The organism is Allorhizobium sp. DMC15 (genome assembly GCF_056314065.1).
Genome location: NZ_JBQUZB010000003.1, coordinates 14,062 through 36,825, shown reverse-complemented (window position 1 = coordinate 36,825; position 22,764 = coordinate 14,062). Strand labels below are relative to the sequence as shown.

General features: G+C 62.0%; 27 protein-coding genes. 14 read left to right on the top strand and 13 right to left on the bottom strand.

Annotated elements, in window-relative coordinates; translation table 11 throughout:
• Window positions 1-21: 21 nt before the first annotated feature.
• The 3 genes from ACT53S_RS14420 to ACT53S_RS14410 all read right to left on the bottom strand — a co-directional run bounded on the left by ACT53S_RS14420 (window position 22) and on the right by ACT53S_RS14410 (window position 3,901).
• On the bottom strand, window positions 22-1,335 hold the full coding sequence (locus ACT53S_RS14420) for a replication-associated recombination protein A (RefSeq protein WP_476067512.1): 1,314 nt from the start codon (window positions 1,333-1,335) through the stop codon (window positions 22-24).
• The gene (locus ACT53S_RS14415) at window positions 1,332-2,744 is read right to left on the bottom strand and encodes a DegQ family serine endoprotease (RefSeq protein WP_174238488.1); all 1,413 of its coding nucleotides are present in this window, start codon (window positions 2,742-2,744) and stop codon (window positions 1,332-1,334) included. The genes ACT53S_RS14420 and ACT53S_RS14415 overlap by 4 nt, the downstream gene beginning before the upstream one ends.
• A 107-nt stretch (window positions 2,745-2,851) precedes the next feature.
• Window positions 2,852-3,901 (bottom strand): serine hydrolase domain-containing protein, encoded by a 1,050-nt coding sequence (locus tag ACT53S_RS14410; protein ID WP_476067928.1) that lies wholly within the window; start codon window positions 3,899-3,901, stop codon window positions 2,852-2,854.
• A gap of 166 nt (window positions 3,902-4,067) precedes the next feature.
• Between ACT53S_RS14410 and ACT53S_RS14405 the strand changes: the two genes are divergently transcribed.
• Window positions 4,068-4,433 (top strand): lysozyme inhibitor LprI family protein, encoded by a 366-nt coding sequence (locus ACT53S_RS14405; protein WP_113378219.1) that lies wholly within the window; start codon window positions 4,068-4,070, stop codon window positions 4,431-4,433.
• A 15-nt stretch (window positions 4,434-4,448) separates the two neighbouring features.
• Here ACT53S_RS14405 and ACT53S_RS14400 read toward each other — a convergent pair whose 3' ends face one another.
• Entirely contained in the window at window positions 4,449-4,790 is a 342-nt protein-coding gene (locus ACT53S_RS14400; RefSeq protein ID WP_476067511.1) for a type II toxin-antitoxin system PemK/MazF family toxin, read from the bottom strand.
• Window positions 4,777-4,998, bottom strand: a complete 222-nt coding sequence (locus tag ACT53S_RS14395; RefSeq protein WP_142069395.1) for a type II toxin-antitoxin system PrlF family antitoxin — start codon at window positions 4,996-4,998, stop codon at window positions 4,777-4,779. Before ACT53S_RS14395 ends, ACT53S_RS14400 begins: the two co-directional genes overlap by 14 nt.
• Before the next feature lie 103 nt (window positions 4,999-5,101).
• Between ACT53S_RS14395 and ACT53S_RS14390 the strand changes: the two genes are divergently transcribed.
• Both ACT53S_RS14390 and ACT53S_RS14385 read left to right on the top strand, forming a co-directional pair.
• Complete coding sequence (locus tag ACT53S_RS14390) at window positions 5,102-5,398, top strand: nucleotidyltransferase family protein (RefSeq protein WP_476067510.1); 297 nt, start codon at window positions 5,102-5,104, stop codon at window positions 5,396-5,398.
• A 39-nt stretch (window positions 5,399-5,437) separates the two neighbouring features.
• Window positions 5,438-6,094 carry a glutathione S-transferase family protein gene (locus ACT53S_RS14385; protein ID WP_476067509.1) on the top strand — a complete coding sequence of 219 codons (657 nt, stop codon included), beginning with the start codon at window positions 5,438-5,440 and terminating at the stop codon, window positions 6,092-6,094.
• Window positions 6,095-6,143: 49 nt separating this feature from the next.
• On the opposite strand, the gene ACT53S_RS14380 is transcribed toward ACT53S_RS14385, so the two are convergent.
• Window positions 6,144-7,049 (bottom strand): LysR substrate-binding domain-containing protein, encoded by a 906-nt coding sequence (locus tag ACT53S_RS14380; RefSeq protein WP_476067508.1) that lies wholly within the window; start codon window positions 7,047-7,049, stop codon window positions 6,144-6,146.
• Window positions 7,050-7,166: 117 nt separating this feature from the next.
• On the opposite strand from ACT53S_RS14380, the gene ACT53S_RS14375 reads away from it, so the two are divergent.
• Complete coding sequence (locus ACT53S_RS14375; protein ID WP_476067507.1) at window positions 7,167-8,303, top strand: TauD/TfdA family dioxygenase; 1,137 nt, start codon at window positions 7,167-7,169, stop codon at window positions 8,301-8,303.
• Window positions 8,300-9,064: a class II aldolase/adducin family protein gene (locus ACT53S_RS14370; protein ID WP_476067506.1), complete on the top strand. Its 765-nt coding sequence runs from the start codon at window positions 8,300-8,302 to the stop codon at window positions 9,062-9,064. Before ACT53S_RS14375 ends, ACT53S_RS14370 begins: the two co-directional genes overlap by 4 nt.
• A gap of 9 nt (window positions 9,065-9,073) precedes the next feature.
• Here the strand turns inward: ACT53S_RS14370 and ACT53S_RS14365 are convergent, their stop codons facing one another.
• Window positions 9,074-9,502, bottom strand: a complete 429-nt coding sequence (locus ACT53S_RS14365) for a VOC family protein (protein ID WP_476067505.1) — start codon at window positions 9,500-9,502, stop codon at window positions 9,074-9,076.
• 132 nt (window positions 9,503-9,634) lie between these two features.
• Window positions 9,635-11,470, bottom strand: coding sequence for a dihydroxy-acid dehydratase (gene ilvD / locus ACT53S_RS14360; protein WP_476067504.1), 1,836 nt, complete (start codon window positions 11,468-11,470; stop codon window positions 9,635-9,637).
• Window positions 11,471-11,702: 232 nt separating this feature from the next.
• Between ilvD and ACT53S_RS14355 the strand changes: the two genes are divergently transcribed.
• The 4 genes from ACT53S_RS14355 to ACT53S_RS14340 all read left to right on the top strand — a co-directional run bounded on the left by ACT53S_RS14355 (window position 11,703) and on the right by ACT53S_RS14340 (window position 15,553).
• On the top strand, window positions 11,703-12,317 hold the full coding sequence (locus ACT53S_RS14355) for a thermonuclease family protein (protein ID WP_476067503.1): 615 nt from the start codon (window positions 11,703-11,705) through the stop codon (window positions 12,315-12,317).
• 162 nt (window positions 12,318-12,479) lie between these two features.
• A complete protein-coding gene (msrP, locus tag ACT53S_RS14350; RefSeq protein WP_113378226.1) occupies window positions 12,480-13,442 on the top strand; it encodes a protein-methionine-sulfoxide reductase catalytic subunit MsrP in 963 nt (320 codons plus the stop codon).
• Window positions 13,442-14,083, top strand: coding sequence for a protein-methionine-sulfoxide reductase heme-binding subunit MsrQ (gene msrQ, locus ACT53S_RS14345; RefSeq protein ID WP_113378227.1), 642 nt, complete (start codon window positions 13,442-13,444; stop codon window positions 14,081-14,083). The genes msrP and msrQ overlap by 1 nt, the downstream gene beginning before the upstream one ends.
• A gap of 117 nt (window positions 14,084-14,200) precedes the next feature.
• Window positions 14,201-15,553 carry a GGDEF domain-containing response regulator gene (locus ACT53S_RS14340; protein WP_476067502.1) on the top strand — a complete coding sequence of 451 codons (1,353 nt, stop codon included), beginning with the start codon at window positions 14,201-14,203 and terminating at the stop codon, window positions 15,551-15,553.
• Window positions 15,554-15,574: 21 nt separating this feature from the next.
• Here the strand turns inward: ACT53S_RS14340 and ACT53S_RS14335 are convergent, their stop codons facing one another.
• Window positions 15,575-16,450, bottom strand: coding sequence for a DUF817 domain-containing protein (locus ACT53S_RS14335; RefSeq protein WP_476067501.1), 876 nt, complete (start codon window positions 16,448-16,450; stop codon window positions 15,575-15,577).
• 56 nt (window positions 16,451-16,506) lie between these two features.
• On the opposite strand from ACT53S_RS14335, the gene ACT53S_RS14330 reads away from it, so the two are divergent.
• The 4 genes from ACT53S_RS14330 to ACT53S_RS14315 all read left to right on the top strand — a co-directional run bounded on the left by ACT53S_RS14330 (window position 16,507) and on the right by ACT53S_RS14315 (window position 19,281).
• Window positions 16,507-16,917 carry a ribosomal maturation YjgA family protein gene (locus ACT53S_RS14330; RefSeq protein ID WP_476067500.1) on the top strand — a complete coding sequence of 137 codons (411 nt, stop codon included), beginning with the start codon at window positions 16,507-16,509 and terminating at the stop codon, window positions 16,915-16,917.
• A gap of 94 nt (window positions 16,918-17,011) precedes the next feature.
• Window positions 17,012-17,449 carry a YciI family protein gene (locus ACT53S_RS14325; protein WP_476067499.1) on the top strand — a complete coding sequence of 146 codons (438 nt, stop codon included), beginning with the start codon at window positions 17,012-17,014 and terminating at the stop codon, window positions 17,447-17,449.
• A gap of 6 nt (window positions 17,450-17,455) precedes the next feature.
• Window positions 17,456-17,884, top strand: a complete 429-nt coding sequence (locus ACT53S_RS14320) for a VOC family protein (RefSeq protein ID WP_476067498.1) — start codon at window positions 17,456-17,458, stop codon at window positions 17,882-17,884.
• Between the two features lie 50 nt (window positions 17,885-17,934).
• Window positions 17,935-19,281: an RNA polymerase sigma factor gene (locus tag ACT53S_RS14315; RefSeq protein WP_476067497.1), complete on the top strand. Its 1,347-nt coding sequence runs from the start codon at window positions 17,935-17,937 to the stop codon at window positions 19,279-19,281.
• An 18-nt stretch (window positions 19,282-19,299) separates the two neighbouring features.
• On the opposite strand, the gene ACT53S_RS14310 is transcribed toward ACT53S_RS14315, so the two are convergent.
• Window positions 19,300-19,878, bottom strand: a complete 579-nt coding sequence (locus ACT53S_RS14310; protein ID WP_476067496.1) for a DoxX family protein — start codon at window positions 19,876-19,878, stop codon at window positions 19,300-19,302.
• 169 nt (window positions 19,879-20,047) lie between these two features.
• Between ACT53S_RS14310 and ACT53S_RS14305 the strand changes: the two genes are divergently transcribed.
• On the top strand, window positions 20,048-20,410 hold the full coding sequence (locus ACT53S_RS14305) for a DUF6984 family protein (RefSeq protein ID WP_476067495.1): 363 nt from the start codon (window positions 20,048-20,050) through the stop codon (window positions 20,408-20,410).
• A gap of 62 nt (window positions 20,411-20,472) precedes the next feature.
• On the opposite strand, the gene ACT53S_RS14300 is transcribed toward ACT53S_RS14305, so the two are convergent.
• The 3 genes from ACT53S_RS14300 to ACT53S_RS14290 all read right to left on the bottom strand — a co-directional run bounded on the left by ACT53S_RS14300 (window position 20,473) and on the right by ACT53S_RS14290 (window position 22,751).
• Entirely contained in the window at window positions 20,473-21,039 is a 567-nt protein-coding gene (locus ACT53S_RS14300; RefSeq protein WP_476067494.1) for a hypothetical protein, read from the bottom strand.
• 162 nt (window positions 21,040-21,201) lie between these two features.
• Complete coding sequence (gene rplQ, locus ACT53S_RS14295; protein WP_113378234.1) at window positions 21,202-21,624, bottom strand: 50S ribosomal protein L17; 423 nt, start codon at window positions 21,622-21,624, stop codon at window positions 21,202-21,204.
• A gap of 116 nt (window positions 21,625-21,740) precedes the next feature.
• On the bottom strand, window positions 21,741-22,751 hold the full coding sequence (locus ACT53S_RS14290) for a DNA-directed RNA polymerase subunit alpha (protein WP_062282933.1): 1,011 nt from the start codon (window positions 22,749-22,751) through the stop codon (window positions 21,741-21,743).
• Window positions 22,752-22,764: the final 13 nt, after the last annotated feature.

Genomic DNA, 22,764 nt, shown 5'->3' with positions numbered 1-22,764 from the left:
AAAATGACGATGGACAAGAAATCAGCCGCCGCCCCGCTCGCGGCGGAGCTTCGCCCACCAGTCGAGGCGCTTCCTGATCTCGCGCTCGAAGCCACGCTCCGGCGGATCGTAGAAGGTCTTGCGGCCCATCTTTTCCGGGAAATAATCCTGGCCGGAAAAGGCGTCCGGCTGGTCGTGATCGTAAAGATAACCCTCGTTGTAGCCTTCCGCCTTCATCAGCTTGGTGGGTGCATTCAAGATGTGTTTGGGCGGCAAAAGCGAGCCGTGTTCCTTCGCGGCCCGCATGGCGGCCTTGTAGGCGACATAGACGCCGTTCGACTTGGGCGCGGTCGCGAGATAAACGCAGGCCTCGGCGAGCGCCAGCTCGCCTTCCGGCGAGCCGAGATAGTCATACGCGTCCTTGGCCGCATTGCAGACGACCAGCGCCTGCGGATCGGCAAGGCCGATATCCTCGACCGCCATCCGCACAAGCCGGCGGCCGAGATAGAGCGGGTCCTCGCCGGCATCGAACATGCGGCAGAGATAGTAGAGGGCCGCATCGGGATCGGAACCGCGCACGGCCTTGTGCAGCGCCGAGATCAGATTGTAGTGACCGTCCTGCCCCTTGTCGTAGACAGGCGCGCGGCGCTGGACGATCCGGCCCAGACCTTCGGTGTCGAAAATTTCGCCGGGACGGGCGGCGCGCCAGACTTCTTCGGCCAAGGTGAGGGATGCGCGGCCATCACCATCGGCCATGCGGATCAGGCTTGTACGGGCATCGGCATCCAGCGGCAGCGGCTTGGTTTCAATCTCTTCGGCACGCTTCAACAGCGTTTCGATGCTCGCCTCGTCATGCGGCTTGAACGTCAGCACCCGCGCCCGCGACAAAAGAGCGGCGTTGAGTTCGAAACTCGGATTTTCGGTCGTCGCGCCAACCAGGATGACGGTGCCGTCTTCCATGACGGGCAGGAAGCTGTCCTGCTGGGCGCGGTTGAAGCGATGGATCTCGTCGACGAAAAGCAGGGTCTGGCGGCCTTCCATACGCCGCAGTCGCGCGCTTTCGAAGACCTTCTTCAGATCGGCAACGCCGGAAAAGATCGCCGAGATCTGCTCGAAGGCCAGCCCCGCCTCGCCCGACAAAAGCCGGGCGACGGTGGTCTTGCCGGTGCCGGGCGGCCCCCAGAAGATCATCGAGCCGAGCGAGCCCGAGGCGATCATCCGGGCGAGCACGCCGTCTTCGCCCGTCAGGTGTTCCTGCCCTGTCACTTCCGACAGGTTTTTCGGCCGCAGACGATCGGCGAGCGGACGCCGCTCGGCCATTTCCTTCGACATCTGCGGCGCGAAGAGGTCACTCATCGGAAGATCTGCCGGATGCGCTGGCCATCGCGCTCGATCTCGACCCGCCAGAAGCCGGGATCGCTTTCGGCGATTTTCTGCAGGTCGTCGACGGAGGCGATGTTCTCGCCATTGACGGCAACGACAATGTCGCGCGGCTGGAAGCCGAGCCGGGCGGCGGGCGAGCCGCGCACGACTTCCGTGACGACGACGCCGGTGACTTCGGAGGCCATCTTCAGTTCATAGGCGAGACGCGGCGACAGGTTTCCGGCACGCATGCCGGCGAAGGGGCTGCGGCCCTCGATCAACTGGATGTCGCGCGGGCGGGTTTCCGGGGCCGCGGCGAGCGTCAGTTCGATCTTCTCTTCGCGGCCATCCTCCTGCACCGTCAGTTCGGCGGTCTTGCCGAGGCCTGCGGTGGTCAGGCGATAGCCGAGGGCATCCGGATGTTCGACGGGAATGCCGTTGACGGCGGTGACCACCTGGCCGGGCTTCAGGCCCGCCTTGGCCGCCGGGCCGTCTTCGGCAATGCGCACGACGAGCGCGCCGCGCACGGTCTTCAGACCCAGGGCCTCCGCAACATCAGAGGTAACAGGTTCGAAGCTTGCGCCGACATAAGGCTTTTCGAAGCTTGCATCGCCGCGATCGGCGGCATCGAGGAAAACACGCACGAGGTTTGCCGGGATGGCGAAGCCGACGCCGTTGGAGCCGCCGCCGCGCGAGAAGATCGCGGTGTTGATGCCGATCAGCTCGCCTTTGGTGTTCACAAGCGCGCCGCCGGAATTGCCGGGATTGATGGCGGCATCGGTCTGGATGAAGAAGCCGAAATCGCCTTCCGTCACCTGGTTGCGGGCAAGCGCCGAGACGATGCCCGAGGTGACCGTCTGGCCGACACCGAAGGGATTGCCGATGGCCAGCACGAGATCGCCGACTTCGGTCACATCGGAATTGCCGATCGGCAGGGTCGGCATGGTTTCAGGTGCATCGAATTTCAGGACCGCCAGATCAAGGCGGTCATCCTTCAGAACGACCTTGACCGGATATTCGCGACCGTCGGCGAGCGCGACCTTGATGTCATCAGCGCCATCGATCACGTGGTTGTTGGTCACCACAGTGCCGTTCGCCTCGACAATGACGCCGGAGCCCAGCGAAGACTGTTTTTCCGTGCGGTTCGGCATGCGCTGGCCGAAGAACTGTTCGAAGAAGGGGTCGCCGGCAAAGAGATTGGAGCGGGTCTGGACGAGACGCTCCGCATAGACATTCACCACGGCACCACGGGTCTGCTTCACCAGCGGCGCAAAGGACATCTGCATCTCAAGCTGGCTCTGCGGCACAACCTTGTCCTGCGCGAGGACGGGTGCGCCGACGAGTGGCGTAGCGGCAATGGCCATGACGACGGCCAGGGAAAGAGAGCGGCTGAAACGCGGCATGCGAGAACCCTTCAATGGATCATGGATGTTCTAGACCCGGTTCCTGCGCCGGCAAATAGGCAGAACCAAGGAAGCGTGATCGCAGATGGGGATAAACCCCGGAAGCCTCAAGTCCCGACGATGCCAATGATATCGGCCATCAGCCCGTGCAGCTGGTCGCGGTAGCCGGTGCGGGCCGAGGGCGCGCTCTCGTTGGACGTCATGGCGACGGTGAGGCCGAGGCGCGGCGTGATGTAGAGCATCTGGCCGCCGTAACCCCAGGCATAGTTGACCTGTTCACCGCCCATCTCCTTCAGGAACCATGCGTAACCATAACCATCGCCATTGAAGACGGAGTTGGTGCGGCGGATCCAGCTTTCGCGGATCCAGGCCTCCGAAATCAGCCGGGTGCCATCCTCGGAGACGCCGCCACGGCGATAGAGCTCGCCGAAGGCATGCAGCGAGCGTGGCGTCATGGCCATCTGATTGCCGCCGAGATAATAGCCCTGGGGATCGCGATCCCACGAACCAATGCGGAAGCCCTTTAGCGGACCGAGCCAATCGCGCGCGAGCGCCAAAGTCGGCTTGCCGGAGACTTTGGTGAGGATGACTGAGAGAAGATGGGTGGAGGCGGTCGAATAGAGCATGCCGCCGCCAGGTTCATCGACGAAATCGGCTGCCAGCGCGAAGCGCGTCCAATTGCGGCTGGCGACCCAGCGCCCGTAATTCGGGCCCGACATGCGGTCGAGACCTGCGCGCATCGACAGAAGATGGCCGATGGTGATCTTCGACAGGCGCGGATCGGGATTTTTCGGGAATTCGGAGCGCAGGACCGTTTCAATCTTCTGGTCGACGCCATCCAGCAGGCCCTTGTCGATGGCAATGCCGACGAGTGCGGAGACGACGCATTTCGAGGCCGACTTGATGTTGGTCGAGCCGGTGAGCGAGCTGTTGCCGTATGCGCGTTCGCCGAGCGTTTCGCCGTTGCGGGTGACGATGACGGTTTCCAGCGTCTCGAGGCGGCGAGCGTCTTCCAGCAGGGTCGCGATGCGCCGGCGGATCACGTCGAGATCGGCGGAAGACCTTCCCGGCTCAACTTGCGCCGACTGGGCCGAGACGCGGGTGACGGGGAGGATCGGCAGAACGGCAACGGCCGCGAGCAGGGTTCTTCTGTTCATGGGGTGAAGGTAGGTCGTGCCGGCGCCGATAACAGGCGTTTTGGAAAACATCACCGGATCGTGAGAGACGGACGAATGTCTCACGAACATCTGGCATGCGGCTGCCGCATGGAACGATGCAGCGTCGCGAGGCGTTGGCAAAGCAGGCAAATCAAGCGAGGTCATCATGTCCGATCCCCATGCCGGCGCCCGCGCCATCCTCTTCGCGCTGCTCGCCGGACCCGTTCTGGCCGGAGCCCTACCCGCTCACGCCGCAAGCTTCGACTGCAAGAAGCCCGATCTCGCCGAGGACGAGACGGCAATCTGCCAGACGCTGTCGCTGAACGACATGGACGTGAAGATGGTGACCACCTTCGAACTCCTGTCCGGCCTGCTCGGCATGGGCGCGCGTGGCGAGTTGCAGGACCAGCAGATCGAATGGCTCACCAAGCGCGGCGAGTGCAAGGGCGATGTCGACTGCCTTACGGCCGCTTATGCGGCGCGGATGGCGCAGCTGGCGACGGTGTATGAGGGCGTGCAACGGCCGAAGTGACGGGATCCGAACGGCTTAATTCCCGCCCAAGAGTTCGGCAATTTGCGCCAAGACAGCGTCTGTGACCGACGGATCTGCTGCACCCAAGGGCTGAACATTTCGCGCTTCGACGGTGGCCAGCTTAACAGGACGCACGACGGATGGGGCCGGCAAGCCGGCTTCCAGATGCGCAGGGATCGGGACGTCCTGCGGCCAGGAACGGTGTTCCGCAGAGGTGATCATAGCGACCCACAACAGGCTCCCGGCCTCGCCAATTCCACCGTGCGAAACCACGAAAGCGGGCCGCCGCTGGCGCGTGTCCCGATCCGTGTAGGGAAAAGGCACCCTGATGATATCGCCTTGCTTAAAGGTCAGCATAGGCGCGACGATCCGCTTCGCTGTCCCATTCGGAGAAGGTCGCGAACGGGTCTTCCGATGGATGATCCGACACTGCGCGGGACAGGATGACTCGACCGTCGGGCTCGATCGTGTAAACGATCGCGTCCCCCTCCTTCAATCGGAGCGCCGCCCGAACGGCTTGGGGAACCGTGGTCTGTGCCTTGCTCGTAAGCTTGCTGGTGATCATGACGTTTCCTCTCGTGCGAAGGTAAGGAATTTCCTTGCTTACGACAAGAGGGAGGCAAAGCAGGCGAAGTGACGGACAACGTGCCGTGTGCTAACATCCTTGCATGAAGCAGGTTGAAGCCATATCGCATCTCAAGCGGCTTGCCCCAACGGTCCGTGGCATGGACGCGACCGCGCTGTTTGTGTTCGGCTCGACGGCCCGCGACGAGGCAAAGCCGAAGAGCGACCCCGATCTGTTCATTGATCATGATCCAGACCAGAAATTTTCCCTGATCGAACTCATCGGCATCCAGCAGTTTCTGGAGCGGGAACTTTCGATCACCGTAGACCTCACGACAAGGAACAGTCTGCACCCCATGCTGCGCGCCGATATCGAGCGGTCCGCGCTGCAGGTGTTTTGATTGATACACACATGCAAATCGGGTGCATCAGGAGCGAAGGTGACGGAGACTGCGAGCAGCACACGACCTCAGCTCTACGGTGCCGATTACAGCGTTTACGTCCGCATCGCTCGCATGACCCTGCTGGAAAAAGGCGTGGCGCATGACCTGGTTCCGGTCGACATCTTTGCCGAAGACGGAATACCCGATCACCATTTGGCCCGGCACCCCTTCGGCAAGATACCGGCCTTCGCGCACGGCGATTTTCGACTTTTTGAGACCGGCGCCATCACCCGCTATGTCGACGAGGCATTCGACGGGCCGGCGCTTCAGCCTGCAGATGCAAAGTTGCGGGCACGGATGAACCAGATCATGAGCGTTGCGGATGGTTACGTTTATCCGCAGATGGTCTGGGGGCTCTATGTGGAATGCATCGAAAAGCCGAAACGTGGGGAAGTTGCCGATGAGGCGCGCGTGGAGAAAGCGCGTGGCATTGCCAAGATCTCACTCAATGCTCTAGCCGGTCTGCTTGCCGAGCACCGATGGATGTGCGGAGACACGGTCACGCTGGCGGATCTCCATCTTGCACCGATGGTCGGCTATGCGCTCGAGGTCCCGGAGGTGCGCGGGATGTTTTCAGAGCACCGCAACCTCGGTGATTGGTGGCAAAGAGTGACGGCGCTGGAGAGTTTTCTGCAAACGCGCCCGACTTCGTAGCAAGCCCTCCACTCGCGACCCGCGTTATTTACCTAGTTGCCTAATTTCCTTATTTTGCAAGAGCGCTCTCCGTCCCCTCGCCCAGCCAGGCCACAAATGCCTTGACCGCCGGGCGTTTTGCGGCCGCCGGCGCAACCGTCGCGAAATAGGCGGTGCCGAGGTCGAGCGCGCCGTCGGGCCAGGGTTTCAGGCTGCCGTCGGCGACGTGGCCGTCGGTGATCGAGCGCCAGCCGAGCATGAGGCCGCGGCCGTCGAGGGCGGCCTGGACGGCCTGGACGTAGTTGTCAAAGATGTGGGACGGGCCGCGTGGCTTGGGAAGGCCACGGCGTGCCAGGTAATCGGTCCAGCCTTCCCAGTGGCGGGCTTCTACGGTGCGGACATGGATGAGCGGGGCGGTCTCCAGCCCCTCGCCTTTCGCGAGCAGGGTTTCGACCAGAGCCGGACGGCCGACGGGACAGACGGTCTCGTCGAAGAGGCGCAGTGTCTCACCATCGGTCCAGGTGCCGCGACCATAGCGGAGGACGAGGTCGGTGCCGGGCCAGATCTGCGGCAGGTCAGTGGGCGGGACCTGGACGTTGACGAAGTAACTCGGATGGCGGGCGTAGAAATCGCTGAGGCGCGGCATCAGCCAGTGGGTGGCGAGGCCCATGGTGCAGGCGACGGTGAGACGCTGATCTTCGAGGCCGGTGCTGGTGCGGATCTCCTCGATCGTGTCGGCGATGAGGTCGAGGCCATCGCGGGTGGCGCGGGCGAGTTGTTGACCGGTTTCGGTAAGCCTTGCCGGCCGGGTCGATCGATCGATCAGAACGGCGCCGACATGGTCTTCAAGCGCCTTAAGCGCTTGCGTTACGGCGGGCTGAGTGACGTTCAAGGCGTTTGCTGCCTCGCGCATCGAGCCGAGCCGGGCGACGGCTTCGAAGGTGGTGAGAAGGCGCAAGGGCGGTAGACGGCTCAACTTAACCTCCAGCTTAACTCAGCATAAGCATAATCGGTCTGGTCTCGCCTGCAAAGTCAGATGATGATCGTCAAATCCGATCTACTCTTTCGACAGCCAGACTTAAGGAAATCCGCGATGAACATGCATGTTGCGACCGGGGCCGTGACGCTCGCCGAGAAGGGCCTTCACCTGCCGCTTGCCGAAGGCAAACAGGCCTACTTCAATTACTACTGGCTGCGCGACAATTGCCCCTCGTCCTTCGACAGCAAGACGCGGGAGCGCAGCTTCGACATTTTTCACCTGTCGGAAGCGCCGCGCGCCGATAGTGCTGATATCGAGGGTGATGCGCTTGTCATTCGCTGGGCAGGTGAAACCCATGTGTCGCGCTTTCCGCTTTCGCTGCTGGCGCTTTATACCGAGGGCAAACATCGTCCCGACCCGGCCGACCTGCCGCGCAAGGCCTGGTTCAGCGACCACTATCCGGACATTCCCCGTTTCTCGCAGCCGGAGTTGATGCGCGATCCGAAGAAGGTCGCCGAATGGCTGGAAGCGATGATTGTCGAGGGTCTGACGATCGTCACCGACATGCCCGACAGCGATCAGGGGCTGACCGAGACGGTCAAGCTGATGGGGCATGTGCGTCCGACCTTCTTCGGCGAATATTTCGACGTGAAGACGCATATCAACCCGACCAACACGGCCTATACCGCGAAGGCACTGGAGCTTCACACCGATACGCCGGCGGAAGAACATGCGCCGGGCATCCAGTTCCTGCATTGCCGGGCCAATACCGTCGAGGGCGGCATGAGCATCTATTCGGACGGCGTGGCGGTGGCGAACGCCTTCCGGGAGATCGATCCGGAGGGGTTCAAGCTCTTGTCGGAGATCGACATTCCCTTCTATTGCGAGCATGACGACTACGACATGCGCTCGCGGCAGCGGGTGATCGAGCTCGACAAACATGGCGAGGTCTCGGGGCTCACCATCAGCCAGCACATGGCCGATCTCTTCGACCTGCCGCAGACCGTGCTCGACGATTATTACCCGGCCTTCTGCCGCTTCGGAAAAATGCTGCAGGACGACAGGTTCATGATGCGGTTCCTGATGAAGGCCGGCGAGTGCATGGTGTTCGACAACCACCGGATCGTCCATGGACGCATGGCCTATTCGGCGACCAGCGGCGACCGCTATCTGCGCGGCTGTTATGCCGATCGCGAGGAGATGCGTTCGACCTATCGGGCGCTGACGACGGAAGGACGGTTCAAGGCATGAATATCGCGGCTTGCGGAAACGACATGCTCGACGATGCAGCGCTGACTGCGCTGCGTCAGGACCTCGCCGCTGCCTTCAGGCTCTGCCACCGCTTCGGCTGGAGCGAGTCGGTCGGTAATCATTTCAGCGCGGCCGTTTCCGCCAACGGGCGGAAGTTTCTGCTGAATCCGCGCTGGCAGCATTTCGCGACGGTGAAGGCGAGCGACCTTTTGCTGCTCGATGCCGACGATCCAGACGTGATGAACCGGCCGAATGCGCCCGATCCCTCCGCCTGGACCGTGCATGGCACGCTGCACCGGATGTTGCCGGAGGCGCGGGTGATCCTGCATTGCCATTCGCCCTATGCGGTGGCGCTTTCCTGCCTGAAAGACCCGACGCTCCTGCCGCTCGACAACAACACGGCGCGCTTTTTCGGGCGGATCGGATACGACCTCTCGTTTGGTGGCATCGCGGATGCGGCTGAAGAAGGCGAGCGGCTGGCGGAGATGATCCGTGGCAAGGCGGTACTGGTCATGGGCAATCACGGGGTGTCGGTTGCCGGCGAAACCGTCGCCGATGCCTTCGAGGATCTCTACTTCTTCGAGAAGGCCGCACAGACCATGATCCTGGCGCTCTCGACCGGCCAGCCGCTGGCGGTGCTCTCGGATGAAATTGCGCAAGGCACCTCGGACGGGTGGATCCCCTATCGCGGCATGGCGGAGAAGCATTTCGCCTATCTGAAGTCGTGCCTCGACAAGGAAGATCCGAGTTACCGGGACTGAGGAATGACGTCAGCCCCGGCCGTCGGGATATTCGGCCGGGCCCTTGATCTCGATCGTGTTGCCGAAGGGATCCTTCACGTAGAAGGAATGGCCCATGCCGCGGGCGCCGCCATGCATGGCTTCGCGGTCGATTGTGACGCCATGGCTTGCGAGATGGGCGCGCAGTTCGTCATGATCGAAGGGGCCGGTGGCGATGCAGATGTGGTCCACATTGCGACCGCCTGATACTGGCGGGGCAGCCTTCTGGCCGCCGGGATGGGTGATGTCCCAGAGAACGATCAGGGCCGCGCCGCACCAGACCTGCTCCATGCCGAGCGCCGGATAGCTGTAGCCGAGTCGGCAGCCGAGACCGTCGTGATAGAAGCGGAGCGCCTTCTCCATGTCGTCGACGATGAAGACGACGTGATCGATGCCGACGAGGCTAAAGGGGACGGTCATGGCGGCTCCTGAGAACGGGACATTCAGGCGAGCGGCTGGCCGTCGGGAAAGCGATTTCCAGCGTAGGGAAGAAGCGAAGGCAGGCAATGTTCGGGAGGCGGCGAACCGCCTCCCAGGAAATTCGTTGCCGTCTTACTCCGGCAGCTGGCGCACGGCACCCTTGTCGGCGGAAGCCGCGAAGGCGGCGTAGGCTTTGAGCGCGGTCGTGACGTTGCGCTTGCGCTTTTCGGCCGGCTGCCAGCCCTTGGCGTCCTGTTCGGCGCGGCGGCGTTCGAGTTCGGCCGGGTCGACGACGAGGTTGATCGTGCGGTTCGGGATGTCGATGTCGATCAGGTCGCCCTCGCGGACGAGACCGATCGCCCCGCCCTGGGCTGCTTCCGGCGAGGCGTGGCCGATCGAGAGGCCCGAGGTGCCGCCGGAGAAGCGGCCGTCGGTGACGAGAGCACAAGCCTTGCCGAGGCCCTTCGACTTCAGATAGCTCGTCGGATAGAGCATTTCCTGCATGCCCGGGCCGCCCTTCGGGCCTTCGTAGCGGATGACGACGACGTCGCCGGCGACGATCTGGTTGGACAGGATCGCCTTGACGGCTGCGTCCTGGCTTTCGAAGACGCGGGCCGGACCCTTGAACTTCAGGATCGATTCATCGACGCCGGCCGTCTTCACGATGCAGCCGTCGAGCGCGATGTTGCCCTTCAAAACGGCGAGACCGCCATCCTTGGAGAAGGGATGTTCGACCGAGCGGATGACGCCCTTTTCGCCGTCGGTGTCGAGATCGTCCCAACGCGAAGCCTGGGAAAAGGCCTGGGTGGTGCGAACGCCACCGGGCGCGGCCTTGAAGAATTCGCGGACGGTCTCGGAATTGGTGCGGGTGATGTCCCAGCGCTCGATGGCGTGGCCGAGGGTCTCGGCATGCACGGTCGGGCAATCGCGGTTGATCAGGCCGCCGCGGTCGAGTTCACCGAGGATGCGCATGATGCCGCCAGCGCGGTGAACGTCTTCCATATGGACGTCCTGCTTGGCCGGTGCGACCTTGGACAGGCAGGGCACGCGGCGCGACAGGCGGTCGATATCGTCCATGGTGAAGTCGATACCGCCTTCATGGGCGGCCGCCAGAATGTGTAGGACCGTGTTCGTCGAACCGCCCATGGCGATGTCGAGCGCCATGGCGTTTTCGAAGGCAGCCTTGGAGGCGATGGTGCGCGGCAGGACGCTTTCGTCGTCCTGCTCGTAGTAGCGGCGGGCGAGATCGACGATCAGGTGGCCGGCCTCGACGAAGAGGCGCTTGCGATCGGCGTGGGTGGCGAGCGTCGAGCCATTGCCGGGCAGCGACAGGCCGAGGGCTTCGGTCAGGCAGTTCATTGAGTTGGCGGTGAACATGCCCGAGCAGGAACCGCAGGTCGGACAGGCGTTCTTTTCGATTTCGTCGACATCGGCGTCGGTGATCTTGTCGTCGGCAGCGGCAACCATGGCGTCGACGAGGTCAAGCGCGACCTTGCGGCCCTGCAGGATCGCCTTGCCGGCTTCCATCGGGCCACCCGAAACGAAGACGGCCGGGATGTTCAGGCGCATGGCAGCGGACAGCATGCCGGGGGTGATCTTGTCGCAGTTGGAGATGCAGACCATGGCGTCGGCGCAGTGGGCGTTGACCATGTATTCGACCGAGTCGGAGATGATCTCGCGCGAGGGCAGCGAATAGAGCATGCCGTCATGGCCCATGGCGATGCCGTCGTCGACGGCGATGGTGTTGAACTCCTTGGCAACACCGCCTGCGGCTTCGATTTCGCGGGCAACGAGCTGGCCGAGATCCTTCAGGTGGACGTGGCCGGGCACGAACTGGGTGAAGGAGTTGACGACCGCGATGATCGGCTTGCCGAAATCGCCGTCCTTCATGCCGGTCGCGCGCCAGAGGCCGCGGGCACCGGCCATGTTGCGGCCGTGGGTGGTGGTTCTCGAACGATAGGCGGGCATGGGTGTCACCTCGATGGCTTGTTCGCCGCCATGCCTGCACCCTCGGCGCCAAGGCAAGGCGGCCATTTTGGAACTGGTCTAAGCCAAGCGCCCTCCGCTGTCACTAGCTCCATCCGGCAATTCGGTACGGTTTGGCGGCCGCGATCCCGCGGAACTGATCGCATTTGAGTGATCGCGTTAAGCCCGGGGCAAGACCTCTCTCCTAATCTTTAACGGCGAAGGAGGCGTCATGATGACCCGGAAACCCGCCCGCGTGCTGTTGCTGAAGGATGCCCGGCAGAAGCTGGCCGGACCACCGCCGCCGCCCAAATCACAGCGGCGCCTCATTGACTTCATCCCCATGCGCCTTGCCGCGCTCTCGCTTCTCGGCGTGGGCGCGATCTATGTCGGCATACTGCCCAGTCCCGGTGTGGCGCCAGCAAGACTGGTCGCCGACGCTGCCGGCATGATCGATTTTTCGACGACGGGCTCCGTTTCTTCGGCGGCAGAACCCATCAGCGGCAAGTTCTCGATTTGCACATCCGCGACCCGGATCAACTGTGTGGTCGACGGGGACACCTTCTGGTTCGCCGGCGTGAAATACCGGATCTCTGACATCAATACGCCGGAAATTGCCCAGCCGGCCTGCGAGCGGGAGAGACAGCTGGGCCTTCAGGCGCAAGTCGCCCTGCTGCAGACGCTGAACGGCAGCGGCCTGACGCTCGAGCAACAGGAGCGGCGCGATATGGATCGGTACGGTCGCAAGCTCAGGGTGGTGATGCAGGACGGACATTCCATCGGCGACACGCTGATCGCGCAGGGGCTTGCCCATCGCTGGGAAGGTCACAAGCTGAGCTGGTGCGACTGACATCCGTCGCGCCGGATCTGCGTTTCTTACACCTCACGCTTCGGTTTCTCCTACACGAAATTGTTCCTGCCCGACTTCTTTTCCCGGACATGAAACTCTGTTTTCCTGCCGCACGTCTCCTATGTCATATCGAAGGCATACCGGAGCTTTACGAGGTCGATCATGTCCCGCTACCGCCCTACCCCCATCGCTGAAAGCGCCATCACGCCGAAGTCGCTTTATCTCAAGCGTCGCGCGTTCATCGCAGCGGCAGCAGGCGGCGTGACCGCAGCCGCGCTGCCCTCCATTGCGGGCGCTGCGCAGCTCATCCAGCCGCTTTCGGCCAAGCCGAGCGCCTACAAGGTCGACGACAAGCTGACGTCCAAGGAGGACGTAACGAGCTACAACAACTTTTATGAATTCGGCACGGGCAAGGAAGATCCGGCGCGCAATTCGGGCTCGCTCAACACGCGTCCCTGGACGATCGAGGTCGGGGGCATGGTCGCCAAACCGCAGGTGATCGACATCGAGACGATCCTGAAGGAATTCCCGATGGAAGAACGTGTCTACCGGATGCGCTGTGTCGAGGCCTGGTCGATGGTGATCCCGTGGATCGGCTTCCCGATCTCAGCACTGCTCGACCGGGTGGAGCCGCTCGGCTCGGCGAAATACGTCGCCTTCGAAACGCTTGTTCGCCCTGAGGAAATGCAGGGACAGGCCGGGATCTTCCAGGCACTGGAATGGCCCTATGTCGAGGGCCTGAGGCTGGATGAGGCGCGCCATCCGCTGGCAATCCTGGCGACCGGCCTTTATGGCGAGACGCTGCCCAACCAGAACGGTGCGCCGATCCGGCTTGTGGTGCCGTGGAAATATGGCTTCAAGGGCATCAAGTCGATCGTGAAGATCACGCTGACCGACAAGGAGCCGCCGTCGACCTGGAACAAGCTGCAGCCATCCGAATATGGCTTCTATGCCAACGTCAATCCGGCGGTGGATCATCCGCGCTGGAGCCAGGCCACGGAACGGCGGATCGGCGAAGCGGACGGGCTGTTCGGCGGCGCGCGCATCGATACGCTGCCGTTCAACGGTTATGCCGATGAGGTCGCCGGACTGTATGCCGGCATGGACCTGGCGAAGTTCTACTGATGGCGAGCCTGACCCTGCCGGCCCTGCCCGCCCGCTACAAGCCGGCGTCGATCTGGCTGCTTTACATCGTCGGACTGATGCCGGGGCTCTACGCCTTCTATCTCGGCATCTTCGGCGGACTGGGGGCCGACCCGGTCCGTGCGTTCGAACATCTTCTCGGGCTATGGGCGCTGCGCTTCCTGTGTCTCGGACTGGTGATTACGCCGTTGCGCGATCTGTTCGGCATCAACCTCATCGGTTACCGTCGTGCGCTCGGTCTGATCGCCTTCTACTACGTCCTGGCGCATTTCACCGTGTACCTGACGCTCGACCGCGGCCTGATACTGTCCTCAATCGCCGGCGACATTTTGAAGCGGCCCTACATCATGCTCGGCATGGCGGGCCTTCTGATGCTGATACCGCTGGCGCTGACGTCGAACCAGGCCTCGATCCGAAGGCTCGGGCCAAGCTGGAACCGGCTGCACAAACTCGTCTATCCGGTGCTGATCGTCGCAGTGCTTCATTATGTCCTGTCACTCAAGGTGATTTCGGCCGAGCCCGCCTTTTACCTGGCGGTTGCGACCGTTCTTCTCGGCTACCGGCTCGTGCGCCCGAAGATCATGGCAAGGCGCCGAGCGAAGCGCGCCACGGCGCGATCCTGAAGGCCGTTTCCCGGCGTCGGCCAACACCGCCACTCTCAATTGTGGTGGATGTATATTGAGGTTGCATTAACCCAACGGGTCCAAGTTGCGCCGCGATCGTCAGGAGGACGGCCCGACATGAAAGCCCAAGCGGAACTCTCAACCTATGCCGGTCCCATCATCGGATGGGGCGCAGCCCCGTTTCGCGGCATTCCTGCGGCGAGGGTCGAGGCGATCCTGCTCATTGAGGATTCTCTTGCCGTCGCAAACCTCATCGTGTCCCGGCTCGAAGCGGTCACGACGGCCAGCGTCGTCCATTGCACGAGCCTTGCAGAGGCCCGGCGCACATTTTCGACGACACGCTTCACTCTCGCCATCACCGGCCTTCATCTGCCGGACGGGCACGACGAGGATATCCTCGCGACGTTGGATAAGGCCGGCATCCCGGCGATCGTGTTCACCGCGACGCATGATCCGCAGGCGCAGAGCCGCTATGTCCAGATGGAACTCCTGGACTATTGCGTGAAGGACGAGGAGAACTCGATCGGCCGGCTGATGCAGACGGTCATCCGGGTGCTGGGAAATGCCGACGTGAAAGTGCTCGTGGTCGACGACCAGGGCAGCGTGCGCCAGAGCCTGGTCGACCTGTTGACCAGGCACAATTTCGACGTTCGTGAAGCCCGCTCCGGCGCCGAGGCGCTGACGATCCTCTCGGCAGAGAAGGATGTCGAGCTTCTGATCACCGACTACAACATGCCCGACATGGACGGCTACACACTGGTCAAGCGTGTCCGGGAGAATTCGGCCTATTCGCAGCTCCGGATCATCGGCGTGACGTCGTCCAGCGATCGCCGCGTGAGTTCGCTCTTCCTCAAGGCCGGTGCCAATGATTTCATCTACAGGCCGCTGATGCCGGAAGAGTTCCAGTGTCGCATCGACAGCAATGTCGACACGATCAAGCTGATCAAGCGCCTTCGCTACTATGCCGAACGGGATCAGCTGACCAATCTGCCGAACCGGCGTCATTTCTTCGAGACCGTCGCCGCGATGATGCAGGAGGATCAGGCGCTGGGCGTGGAGAGCGCCGTCGCCCTGCTCGACATCGATTTCTTCAAGAAGGTGAACGACACGCACGGCCACGAGGCCGGCGACGATACGCTGCGCCGGGTTGCTGCGTGCCTGCACGAGGCGATCGAGGGGACGCCTCACATGACAGCCCGCCTCGGGGGCGAGGAGTTCGCCTTTTATCTGCGCGGGCTGAGCGACAAGGCGGCGCATGATTTCTGTGACAGCGTGCGCCGCACGGTCGAGGCCATGACGATCGAACTGCGCAACGGGACGCAGATTTCAATCACCACCTCCTTCGGTCTCGCCAATGTCCAGATCCGGGAGCCGGTCGACAACCAGCTCAATGCCGCCGACCAGTTTCTCTACATGGCCAAGGCCAATGGGCGGAACCAGGTGTTTTCGGAGCTGTCGCTCACCGCGTGACGGGCCGGCAAACGTGCCTTTCTATTGCGGAATATAGATCTTCTCGCGGATGTGCTTCAGGGATGCGACGATGGTGAAGGTCATGATCACCAACAGCGTCCAGGAACTCCATTTGCCGATGTGGACGGTCGACCAGGCGCCGATCTGGTTGGGATAGTGCCAGACCGCGAAGAAGGTCGAGATGTTTTCGGCCAGCCAGATGAAGAAGCCGATCAGGATGAAGGCGAGAATGAGCGGCATGCGGCGGTCGCGGTCAAAGGGCCGGAAGACGACGGTCGCCCGGGCATAGAGGCCGATCGCGAGCGCGGCGATATACCAGCGATAGTCCCCGATATAGTGATGGGTGAAGAAGTTGGCATAAATCGCAAGCGCCACCAGACTTGCCATCCAGTAAGGCGGATGATGGTGGATCTGGACATGCAGCAAACGCCAGGCCTGGATGATGTAGCTACCGACAGCGGCATACATGAAGCCGGAGAAGAGCGGGACGCCGAAGAGCTTGGTATAGGCGAAATCGGGATAGGACCAGGACTGGATTGCGCCCGAGGTCTTGAAGGCTTCAAGCGCGAAGCCGACGACATGAAAGAGGCAGATCGCCTTCAGTTCATCGAGGGTCTCGAGTTTGGCCCAGACCATCCAGACCTGGATCGCGAGCGCGATCAGAAGCAGCAGATCGTAGCGCGGGATGCCGAAGAGGCCCTCGCGGGGCGTCACGAAGATCGAGACGAAGAAGAGACCGGCGAAGAGGCAGGCGCGCGCCTCCTTGATGCCGAACAGCAGGAGTTCCACGCAGAATCGCCTGAAGCCCGAGAGTGCAGGTGCGGGCGGCGGATCGATCAGCAGGCGATCGAGGCTTTCCAGACTGACGAGGCGTCCTCCAGACGTAACTGTGCTCATCTCGCCTCCCCTGCTCGTTCTCTTGCGTTTTGCCGTCCCGTGGATACAGAAGCGGCATGACCGGATCAAACGCCATCACCAAGCCGCGCCTGTGGCGGCTCCTTGCCGCGCTCGTGACCATTGGCGCCGGCACCACGCTCCGCCTCACCGGTTACGAAGCCGGTCTGCCCTATGGACTGGTGAAATATGGCGGTTCGATGCTCTGGGGGATGATGGTCTATCTGCTTGTGACAGTTGCCCTGCCCGAGCGACCGCGCCTTGCGGTGATCCTCGCCTCACTGATCGCGATCGCGGTGGAGGTCTTTCGGCTCTATCACACCCCATGGCTCGACGCCTTCCGGCTGACGCTTGCAGGCGCTCTTCTGTTCGGCCGGATCTTCTCGCTCTGGAACATCCTCGCCTATTTGGCCGGCATCGCGCTTGCCGCGCTGCTGGTCGACAGATTGAGCAAGCAAGTGCGCCGCTAAAGTTTTTTTTCTCGCTCGTGTCGAATCCTGACATTCTGCTTCGTTGAGGGGCAGGATCGCAAAAGCGGTCCTTCAGAACGAGAGGAGATACGACATGCGTGTGATGGTGATGGTCAAGGCGACGGAAGACAGCGAAGAAGGCATCATGCCGCCGCCGAAGCTGTTCGAGGACATGGGCAAGTTCAACGAGGAACTGGTCCAGGCCGGCATCATGCTTTCGGGTGACGGGCTGAAGCCGTCCAAGATGGGCAAGCGGGTCGCCTTCGACGGTCCGGACCGCCGGGTGATCGACGGTCCTTTCGCCGAGACGCGGGAACTGGTCGCCGGCTACTGGATCTGGGAGGTCAAGGACATGGACGAGGCGGTCGCCTGGGTCAAACGCTGCCCCAACCCGATGCTGGGGCCGAGCGAAATCGAGATCCGGCCCTTCTATGAGATGGAAGATTTCGCCGAAATCGCCACACCCGAGGGCCAGGCGAGCCATGACCGCGCGGCGGAAGGTCTGGCCGCCCAGCAGAAGTCCAAGGGCTGAGTCCTCATGGCCAAGATGATCTTCATCAACCTGCCGGTCAGCAATCTCGACGTCTCCACCCGCTTCTACGAGGCGCTGGGGGCGACGAAGAACCCGCAATTCTCCAACGAGAATGCGGCCTGCATGATGCTCTGCGACACGATCGGGGTGATGATCCTGACGCATGACTTTTACCGGACCTTCACCAGCCGTCCGATTGCAGACGCCAAGGCGACGAGCCAGACGCTTCTGGCGCTGACCGTCGATGCCCATGCGGATGTCGACCGGGTGGTCAGCGCGGCAAGCAGCGCCGGCGGACGTGCCGATCCCAACCCGCCGCAGGATCACGGCTTCATGTGGAGCCGCTCGGTGGAGGATCCGGACGGGCATGTCTGGGAGATCTTCTGGATGGACCCGGCGGCCGCAGCCGGCGACACGACCAGCGTCGACGCCTGAACGCGATGTCTTCGGTTGACCGGACGGGCAGCCAGTCCATACTCCGCCTCATGACACGAGACGGAGATGCGATTTCGGTTTCGCTCGAGAGGAGCGAAGCCATCGCCCGGGACATCGAAGGCATCTATCGGATGGAGCGGGTCCGGCTCGTGGCCGGGCTCGCAAGATATGTCGGGGACTTGAGCCTTGCCGAGGAGCTGGCGCAGGAGGCGCTGGTTTCAGCACTTGCGACATGGCCGACCTCCGGCATCCCGCCCAACCCGGGCGGCTGGCTGATGACCACAGCGAAACGCCGGGCGGTCGACCTCTGGCGCCGGAGGCGGATGATGGCGCGGCACGAGGCCTCGCTTTCCCATGACATCGAGACCGGCCGCAGAGACGAGCATGCGGCCATCGAGGCCGCACTCGACGACGAGATCGGCGACGAGCGGCTGTCGCTGATCTTCACTGCCTGCCATCCGCTGCTCTCCCGCGACCAGCGTACGGCGCTGACGCTGAAGGTCATCGGCGGGCTGACAACGGAGGAAATCGCCCGGGCCTTCCTCACTCCGGAAACGACGGTGGCGCAGCGGATCGTTCGGGCCAAGAAGATCCTGCGCGAGGGCGACGTGGCCTTCGAGGTACCTGTGGGCGCGGCGCGCGATGCCCGCCTCGCCTCGGTGCTGGAGGTGATCTACCTTGTTTTCAACGAGGGTTATGCGGCAAGCCGGGGCGAAGACCTGATTCGGACGCAGCTTTGCGAGGAGGCAATGCGGCTCGGACGCATCCTGGTGGGGCTTGCTTCCGAAGAGCCGGAAGCGCATGCACTGCTTTCACTGATGGAACTGCAGGCCTCGCGCTTCAAGGCACGGGTGGCACCTGATGGCAGCGCGCAGACACTGGAAACGCAGAACCGGCGGCTCTGGGACCGATTGCTGATCCAGCGCGGTCTGGACGGCCTGGCGAGGGTGACGCGACTGGGCGGCGAGGATGGCGTCTATGCGCTGCAGGCGGCGCTTGCAGCCGTGCATGCGCGGGCGGTGACGTTTGAGGATACGGACTGGGACAGAAGTGCCAAACTGTATGACCGGCTGCTGCAACGTGTCCCCTCGCCCGTGGTGGCTTTGAACCGGGCGGTGGCGCATGCCATGGCGTTCGGACCGGAAACGGGTCTGGCATTGTTGATCGAGATCGAGGCGGAACCGCAGCTTAGCGACTATCTACCCCTGCATGCAGCAAAGGGCGATTTTCTGTCTCGCCTGGGTCGGATGGAGAAGGCGCGGGCGGCGTTCGAGCGGGCGGCGAACCTTAGCGACAATGCGGTGGAGCGGGCGTTTCTGATGGGGCGTGCGGTAGAGTGCAGTGTTGCCCGCCCGGCCGGACCGGAAACACCCGGCGGTCGCCCGCCGGGTGTTTGAGGGGCAGTATCGGCGCGATCAGAACTGCTTTCTGAACAGCAGGCGATCGAGCGAGAGGTAACCGCCACCGAAGGCGGCGAAGAGGAAGGCGCCGCCGGTCCAGAAGAGCGAGGCAAGTTCGGCCTTGCCCTGGACCTGATGGAGGAAGCCATGGCCGCCATCGGCAAGCCTGGCCAGTGCCTCCGGAGTAAAGAAGTCGCTGCCAGCCTTCAGAGCGTCCATGCCCGCCTGGGTCAGGAAGGCATCGCCATAGGGGTGGCTGACGTGGAAATAAAGCGTGATGGCCAGCATGACGCCGTTGGCGAGTGCTGCCGGGCGGGTGAAGAGACCGAGCGCGATCAACAGGCCGCCCACGACCTGCAGCAGAGCCAGCGTCGGCGACCAAAGCCAGCCGGGATAGAAGCCGAGCTTTTCGACGAAGCCGACCTGGGCGAAGGGCGCCAAAATCTTCGGCCAGCCTTCGATGACCAGCAGGCCGCCCACAGCCAGACGGAAGATCGACCATGCCATGGGCTGGGCGATACGGTCGTAAAAACTCGACAGCGGGGGAATGATGAGCTTGTCCCTGTCGTTGCTGAAAATGGATGCGTCAACCATTTGAGAACCCTCTCCTAAATCGATAATTCGATGGGCCGACGGTAGCGCTGACAGAAAAATCGGAATTGACGCAGATCAACGGCGAAACGGCGGTCGCGAGGCTGTCGCTCAACTTTTCGTGTATGCTTGCCGGTGCTCAGTCTTTTGACGATCTTTTGGAGGACGGGCAATGTCTCAGGTATGGCGTGATCTGACAAAGAACGAACGTCAGCTCATTGAGTTGTTGCTGACGAAAGATTTCCCTGGTGTAGAAGCGTTGCGAAACCAGTTGGAAACAGCGAAAGCGTCGGCTATCGACTCAGCCGGTAGTGTCCAATTTCGGGTGTCAGGTCCACTCGCCGAAGTACAGACGAGGGTTCCCACGGAGGGATGCTACTTCGATACGGAAGGAGTGGATCATCGGCCTTCAGTTAATGTCCTTATGCATGTCGTCGAGGGAAAGCTCCATGAGCTGGAGGTTTACATGGATGATGGCTCGGCAATTGAGACGTCTCTTGCTGCGCTGGACATCAGCCGGTTCCATCTCCTGTGAGGGCTTGGGGGACGCGATGAGGATCAGAGAACTACGGCTGAGGAAATCGGCTTAGTCGCACTTCACGCCGATTTGGATAGCCTTCTGCGAAGCCATTTTGGAAGGCCTCCACCCGATTCGTAGGCCTCACGAAAGCGCATGGCAGAAGCTTCGCGTGACCAGAATTCAGGGTTGCTAAGCAGCTTCTCGTTGATACGTCTGCGCAAGTCTTCAGCGCCGGGAACCCTGCAGGCGAACACCAACTCTTGTCTGATGCATGCTTTCTCCACCCGGTGGCGATTTTCATAGGTGTAGGGGATGCCAGCATTGATTAGCCTTGCATGCGTTGCCTCGTGCACCAAAGTTGATGCGACAACTTCCACCGACGAAGAGAGGACGAAGACAGGATCGAGCAGACATCTTCTCTGTTCAGGAACGTACTGCCCTACCGGTCCGAAGAGGGGGAACACCCAAATTCTGTCGAAAGATGCAATTGCCCGTTGGTATCGTTTGGCATCGTGGGCTTTGATCAAAGCAAGGGCGTTTTGGACGCGCACGAGCACTTCGCCCTGATCTTCGTCACAGAAAGCCCCAAGCCAAAGGCCATCAATCCTGGTCGACTTCGAAAGCCGAAGAAGCACCGCGTCCACGCAAGATTGGGCCGCTTTGCGTATCCTACCCGCCAAAGTGGGGCCTCCGTGTAGCTGCGACGAAGCATATCGGCCGATCATAGACGAATTCGTAGAACAGACGCAAAAAAGCCGGGTGATCGCTCACCCGGCTTTTTCATCCTTCCCTTGCGGGCAAGAAACTTACGCTGCTTCAGCTTCGGCTTCAGCGGCGACGCGGGCCTTGTCGGCTGCGCCCTTGGCGTCGACATCGCGTTCAACGAACTCGATGACGGCCATAGCGGCGTTGTCGCCCTGGCGGAAACCGGCCTTCATGATGCGCAGGTAGCCGCCGTTGCGGGTGGCGTAACGGGTCGCGATGGCGTCGAAGAGCTTCTTGACGGCATCCTGATCCTGGATCTGCGAGATGGCCTGACGACGAGCGTGCAGGTCGCCGCGCTTGCCGAGGGTGACCAGCTTCTCGACGATCGGACGCAGGTCCTTCGCCTTCGGCAGGGTGGTGACGATCTGCTCATGGGTGATGAGCGAAGCAGCCATGTTGGCGAACATCGCCTTACGATGGCTGGCGGTACGGTTCAGCTTGCGGCCGGCTTTCTGGTGGCGCATTGCTATTCTCCTTTAAGTGCAGGCTCTGTCTCAGAGGCTGCCGTTTCCTGACACATACGGGCATTCGCCCGCAGTTTGACGGGGAAAGGCAGGCTTAGAGGCTGCCTTCACTGTTATTAATACTGGTCTTCGTAACGCTTCGCGAGATCTTCGATGTTCTCGGGCGGCCATGCCGGTACTTCCATACCGAGGTGCAGGCCCATGGAAGCGAGAACTTCCTTGATTTCGTTGAGCGACTTGCGACCGAAGTTCGGCGTGCGCAGCATTTCTGCTTCGGTCTTCTGAATCAGATCGCCGATGTAGACAATGTTGTCGTTCTTCAGGCAGTTCGCCGAACGGACCGAAAGCTCCAGTTCGTCGACCTTCTTGAGCAGAGCCGGGTTGAAGGCGAGTTCGGTAACCGACTCTTCTTCGACTTCCTTCTGCGGCTCGTCGAAGTTGACGAAGACGCCGAGCTGGTCCTGGAGAATGCGGGCTGCGAAAGCAACTGCATCTTCACCGGTGACCGAACCATCGGTTTCAATGGTCATCAGCAGCTTGTCATAGTCGAGAACCTGTCCTTCGCGGGTGTTTTCCACCTTGTAGGACACCTTCTTGACCGGCGAGTAGAGGCTGTCGACCGGGATCAGGCCGATCGGAGCATCTTCCGCGCGGTTGCGCTCGGCCGGGACGTAACCCTTGCCGTTGTTGACCGTGAACTCCATGCGGATTTCTGCGCCCTCGTCGAGCGTGCAGATCACATGGTTCGGGTTCAGGATCTCGATGTCGCCGACGGTCTGGATGTCACCAGCGGTGACGACGCCCGGACCCTGCTTACGGACAACCATGCGCTTGGCATCGTCGCCGTCCATCTTGATGGCGATTTCCTTGATGTTCAGGACGATGTCGGTGACATCTTCGCGAACGCCCGGGATAGACGAGAACTCGTGCAGAACGCCGTCGATCTGGACAGCCGTAACAGCTGCACCACGAAGCGACGACAGGAGAACGCGACGCAGAGCGTTGCCGAGCGTCAGGCCGAAACCACGCTCGAGCGGCTCGGCGACGAGGGTCGCCTTGGTGCGGCCGGAGGAGGAGAATTCCACCTTGTTCGGCTTGATCAGTTCCTGCCAATTCTTCTGAATCATGATTTTACCTTCC

Bases quoted from the DNA above. Each gene is read 5' to 3' on its own strand.
- ACT53S_RS14420 (WP_476067512.1), bottom strand. From the start codon at position 1,335: ATGAGTGACCTCTTCGCGCCGCAGATGTCGAAGGAAATGGCCGAGCGG.
- ACT53S_RS14415 (WP_174238488.1), bottom strand. From the start codon at position 2,744: ATGCCGCGTTTCAGCCGCTCTCTTTCCCTGGCCGTCGTCATGGCCATT.
- ACT53S_RS14410 (WP_476067928.1), bottom strand. From the start codon at position 3,901: ATGAACAGAAGAACCCTGCTCGCGGCCGTTGCCGTTCTGCCGATCCTC.
- ACT53S_RS14405 (WP_113378219.1), top strand. From the start codon at position 4,068: ATGTCCGATCCCCATGCCGGCGCCCGCGCCATCCTCTTCGCGCTGCTC.
- ACT53S_RS14400 (WP_476067511.1), bottom strand. From the start codon at position 4,790: ATGCTGACCTTTAAGCAAGGCGATATCATCAGGGTGCCTTTTCCCTAC.
- ACT53S_RS14395 (WP_142069395.1), bottom strand. From the start codon at position 4,998: ATGATCACCAGCAAGCTTACGAGCAAGGCACAGACCACGGTTCCCCAA.
- ACT53S_RS14390 (WP_476067510.1), top strand. From the start codon at position 5,102: ATGAAGCAGGTTGAAGCCATATCGCATCTCAAGCGGCTTGCCCCAACG.
- ACT53S_RS14375 (WP_476067507.1), top strand. From the start codon at position 7,167: ATGAACATGCATGTTGCGACCGGGGCCGTGACGCTCGCCGAGAAGGGC.
- ACT53S_RS14370 (WP_476067506.1), top strand. From the start codon at position 8,300: ATGAATATCGCGGCTTGCGGAAACGACATGCTCGACGATGCAGCGCTG.
- ACT53S_RS14365 (WP_476067505.1), bottom strand. From the start codon at position 9,502: ATGACCGTCCCCTTTAGCCTCGTCGGCATCGATCACGTCGTCTTCATC.
- ilvD (WP_476067504.1), bottom strand. From the start codon at position 11,470: ATGCCCGCCTATCGTTCGAGAACCACCACCCACGGCCGCAACATGGCC.
- ACT53S_RS14355 (WP_476067503.1), top strand. From the start codon at position 11,703: ATGACCCGGAAACCCGCCCGCGTGCTGTTGCTGAAGGATGCCCGGCAG.
- msrP (WP_113378226.1), top strand. From the start codon at position 12,480: ATGTCCCGCTACCGCCCTACCCCCATCGCTGAAAGCGCCATCACGCCG.
- msrQ (WP_113378227.1), top strand. From the start codon at position 13,442: ATGGCGAGCCTGACCCTGCCGGCCCTGCCCGCCCGCTACAAGCCGGCG.
- ACT53S_RS14340 (WP_476067502.1), top strand. From the start codon at position 14,201: ATGAAAGCCCAAGCGGAACTCTCAACCTATGCCGGTCCCATCATCGGA.
- ACT53S_RS14335 (WP_476067501.1), bottom strand. From the start codon at position 16,450: ATGAGCACAGTTACGTCTGGAGGACGCCTCGTCAGTCTGGAAAGCCTC.
- ACT53S_RS14330 (WP_476067500.1), top strand. From the start codon at position 16,507: ATGACCGGATCAAACGCCATCACCAAGCCGCGCCTGTGGCGGCTCCTT.
- ACT53S_RS14325 (WP_476067499.1), top strand. From the start codon at position 17,012: ATGCGTGTGATGGTGATGGTCAAGGCGACGGAAGACAGCGAAGAAGGC.
- ACT53S_RS14320 (WP_476067498.1), top strand. From the start codon at position 17,456: ATGGCCAAGATGATCTTCATCAACCTGCCGGTCAGCAATCTCGACGTC.
- ACT53S_RS14315 (WP_476067497.1), top strand. From the start codon at position 17,935: ATGACACGAGACGGAGATGCGATTTCGGTTTCGCTCGAGAGGAGCGAA.
- ACT53S_RS14310 (WP_476067496.1), bottom strand. From the start codon at position 19,878: ATGGTTGACGCATCCATTTTCAGCAACGACAGGGACAAGCTCATCATT.
- ACT53S_RS14305 (WP_476067495.1), top strand. From the start codon at position 20,048: ATGTCTCAGGTATGGCGTGATCTGACAAAGAACGAACGTCAGCTCATT.
- rplQ (WP_113378234.1), bottom strand. From the start codon at position 21,624: ATGCGCCACCAGAAAGCCGGCCGCAAGCTGAACCGTACCGCCAGCCAT.
- ACT53S_RS14290 (WP_062282933.1), bottom strand. From the start codon at position 22,751: ATGATTCAGAAGAATTGGCAGGAACTGATCAAGCCGAACAAGGTGGAA.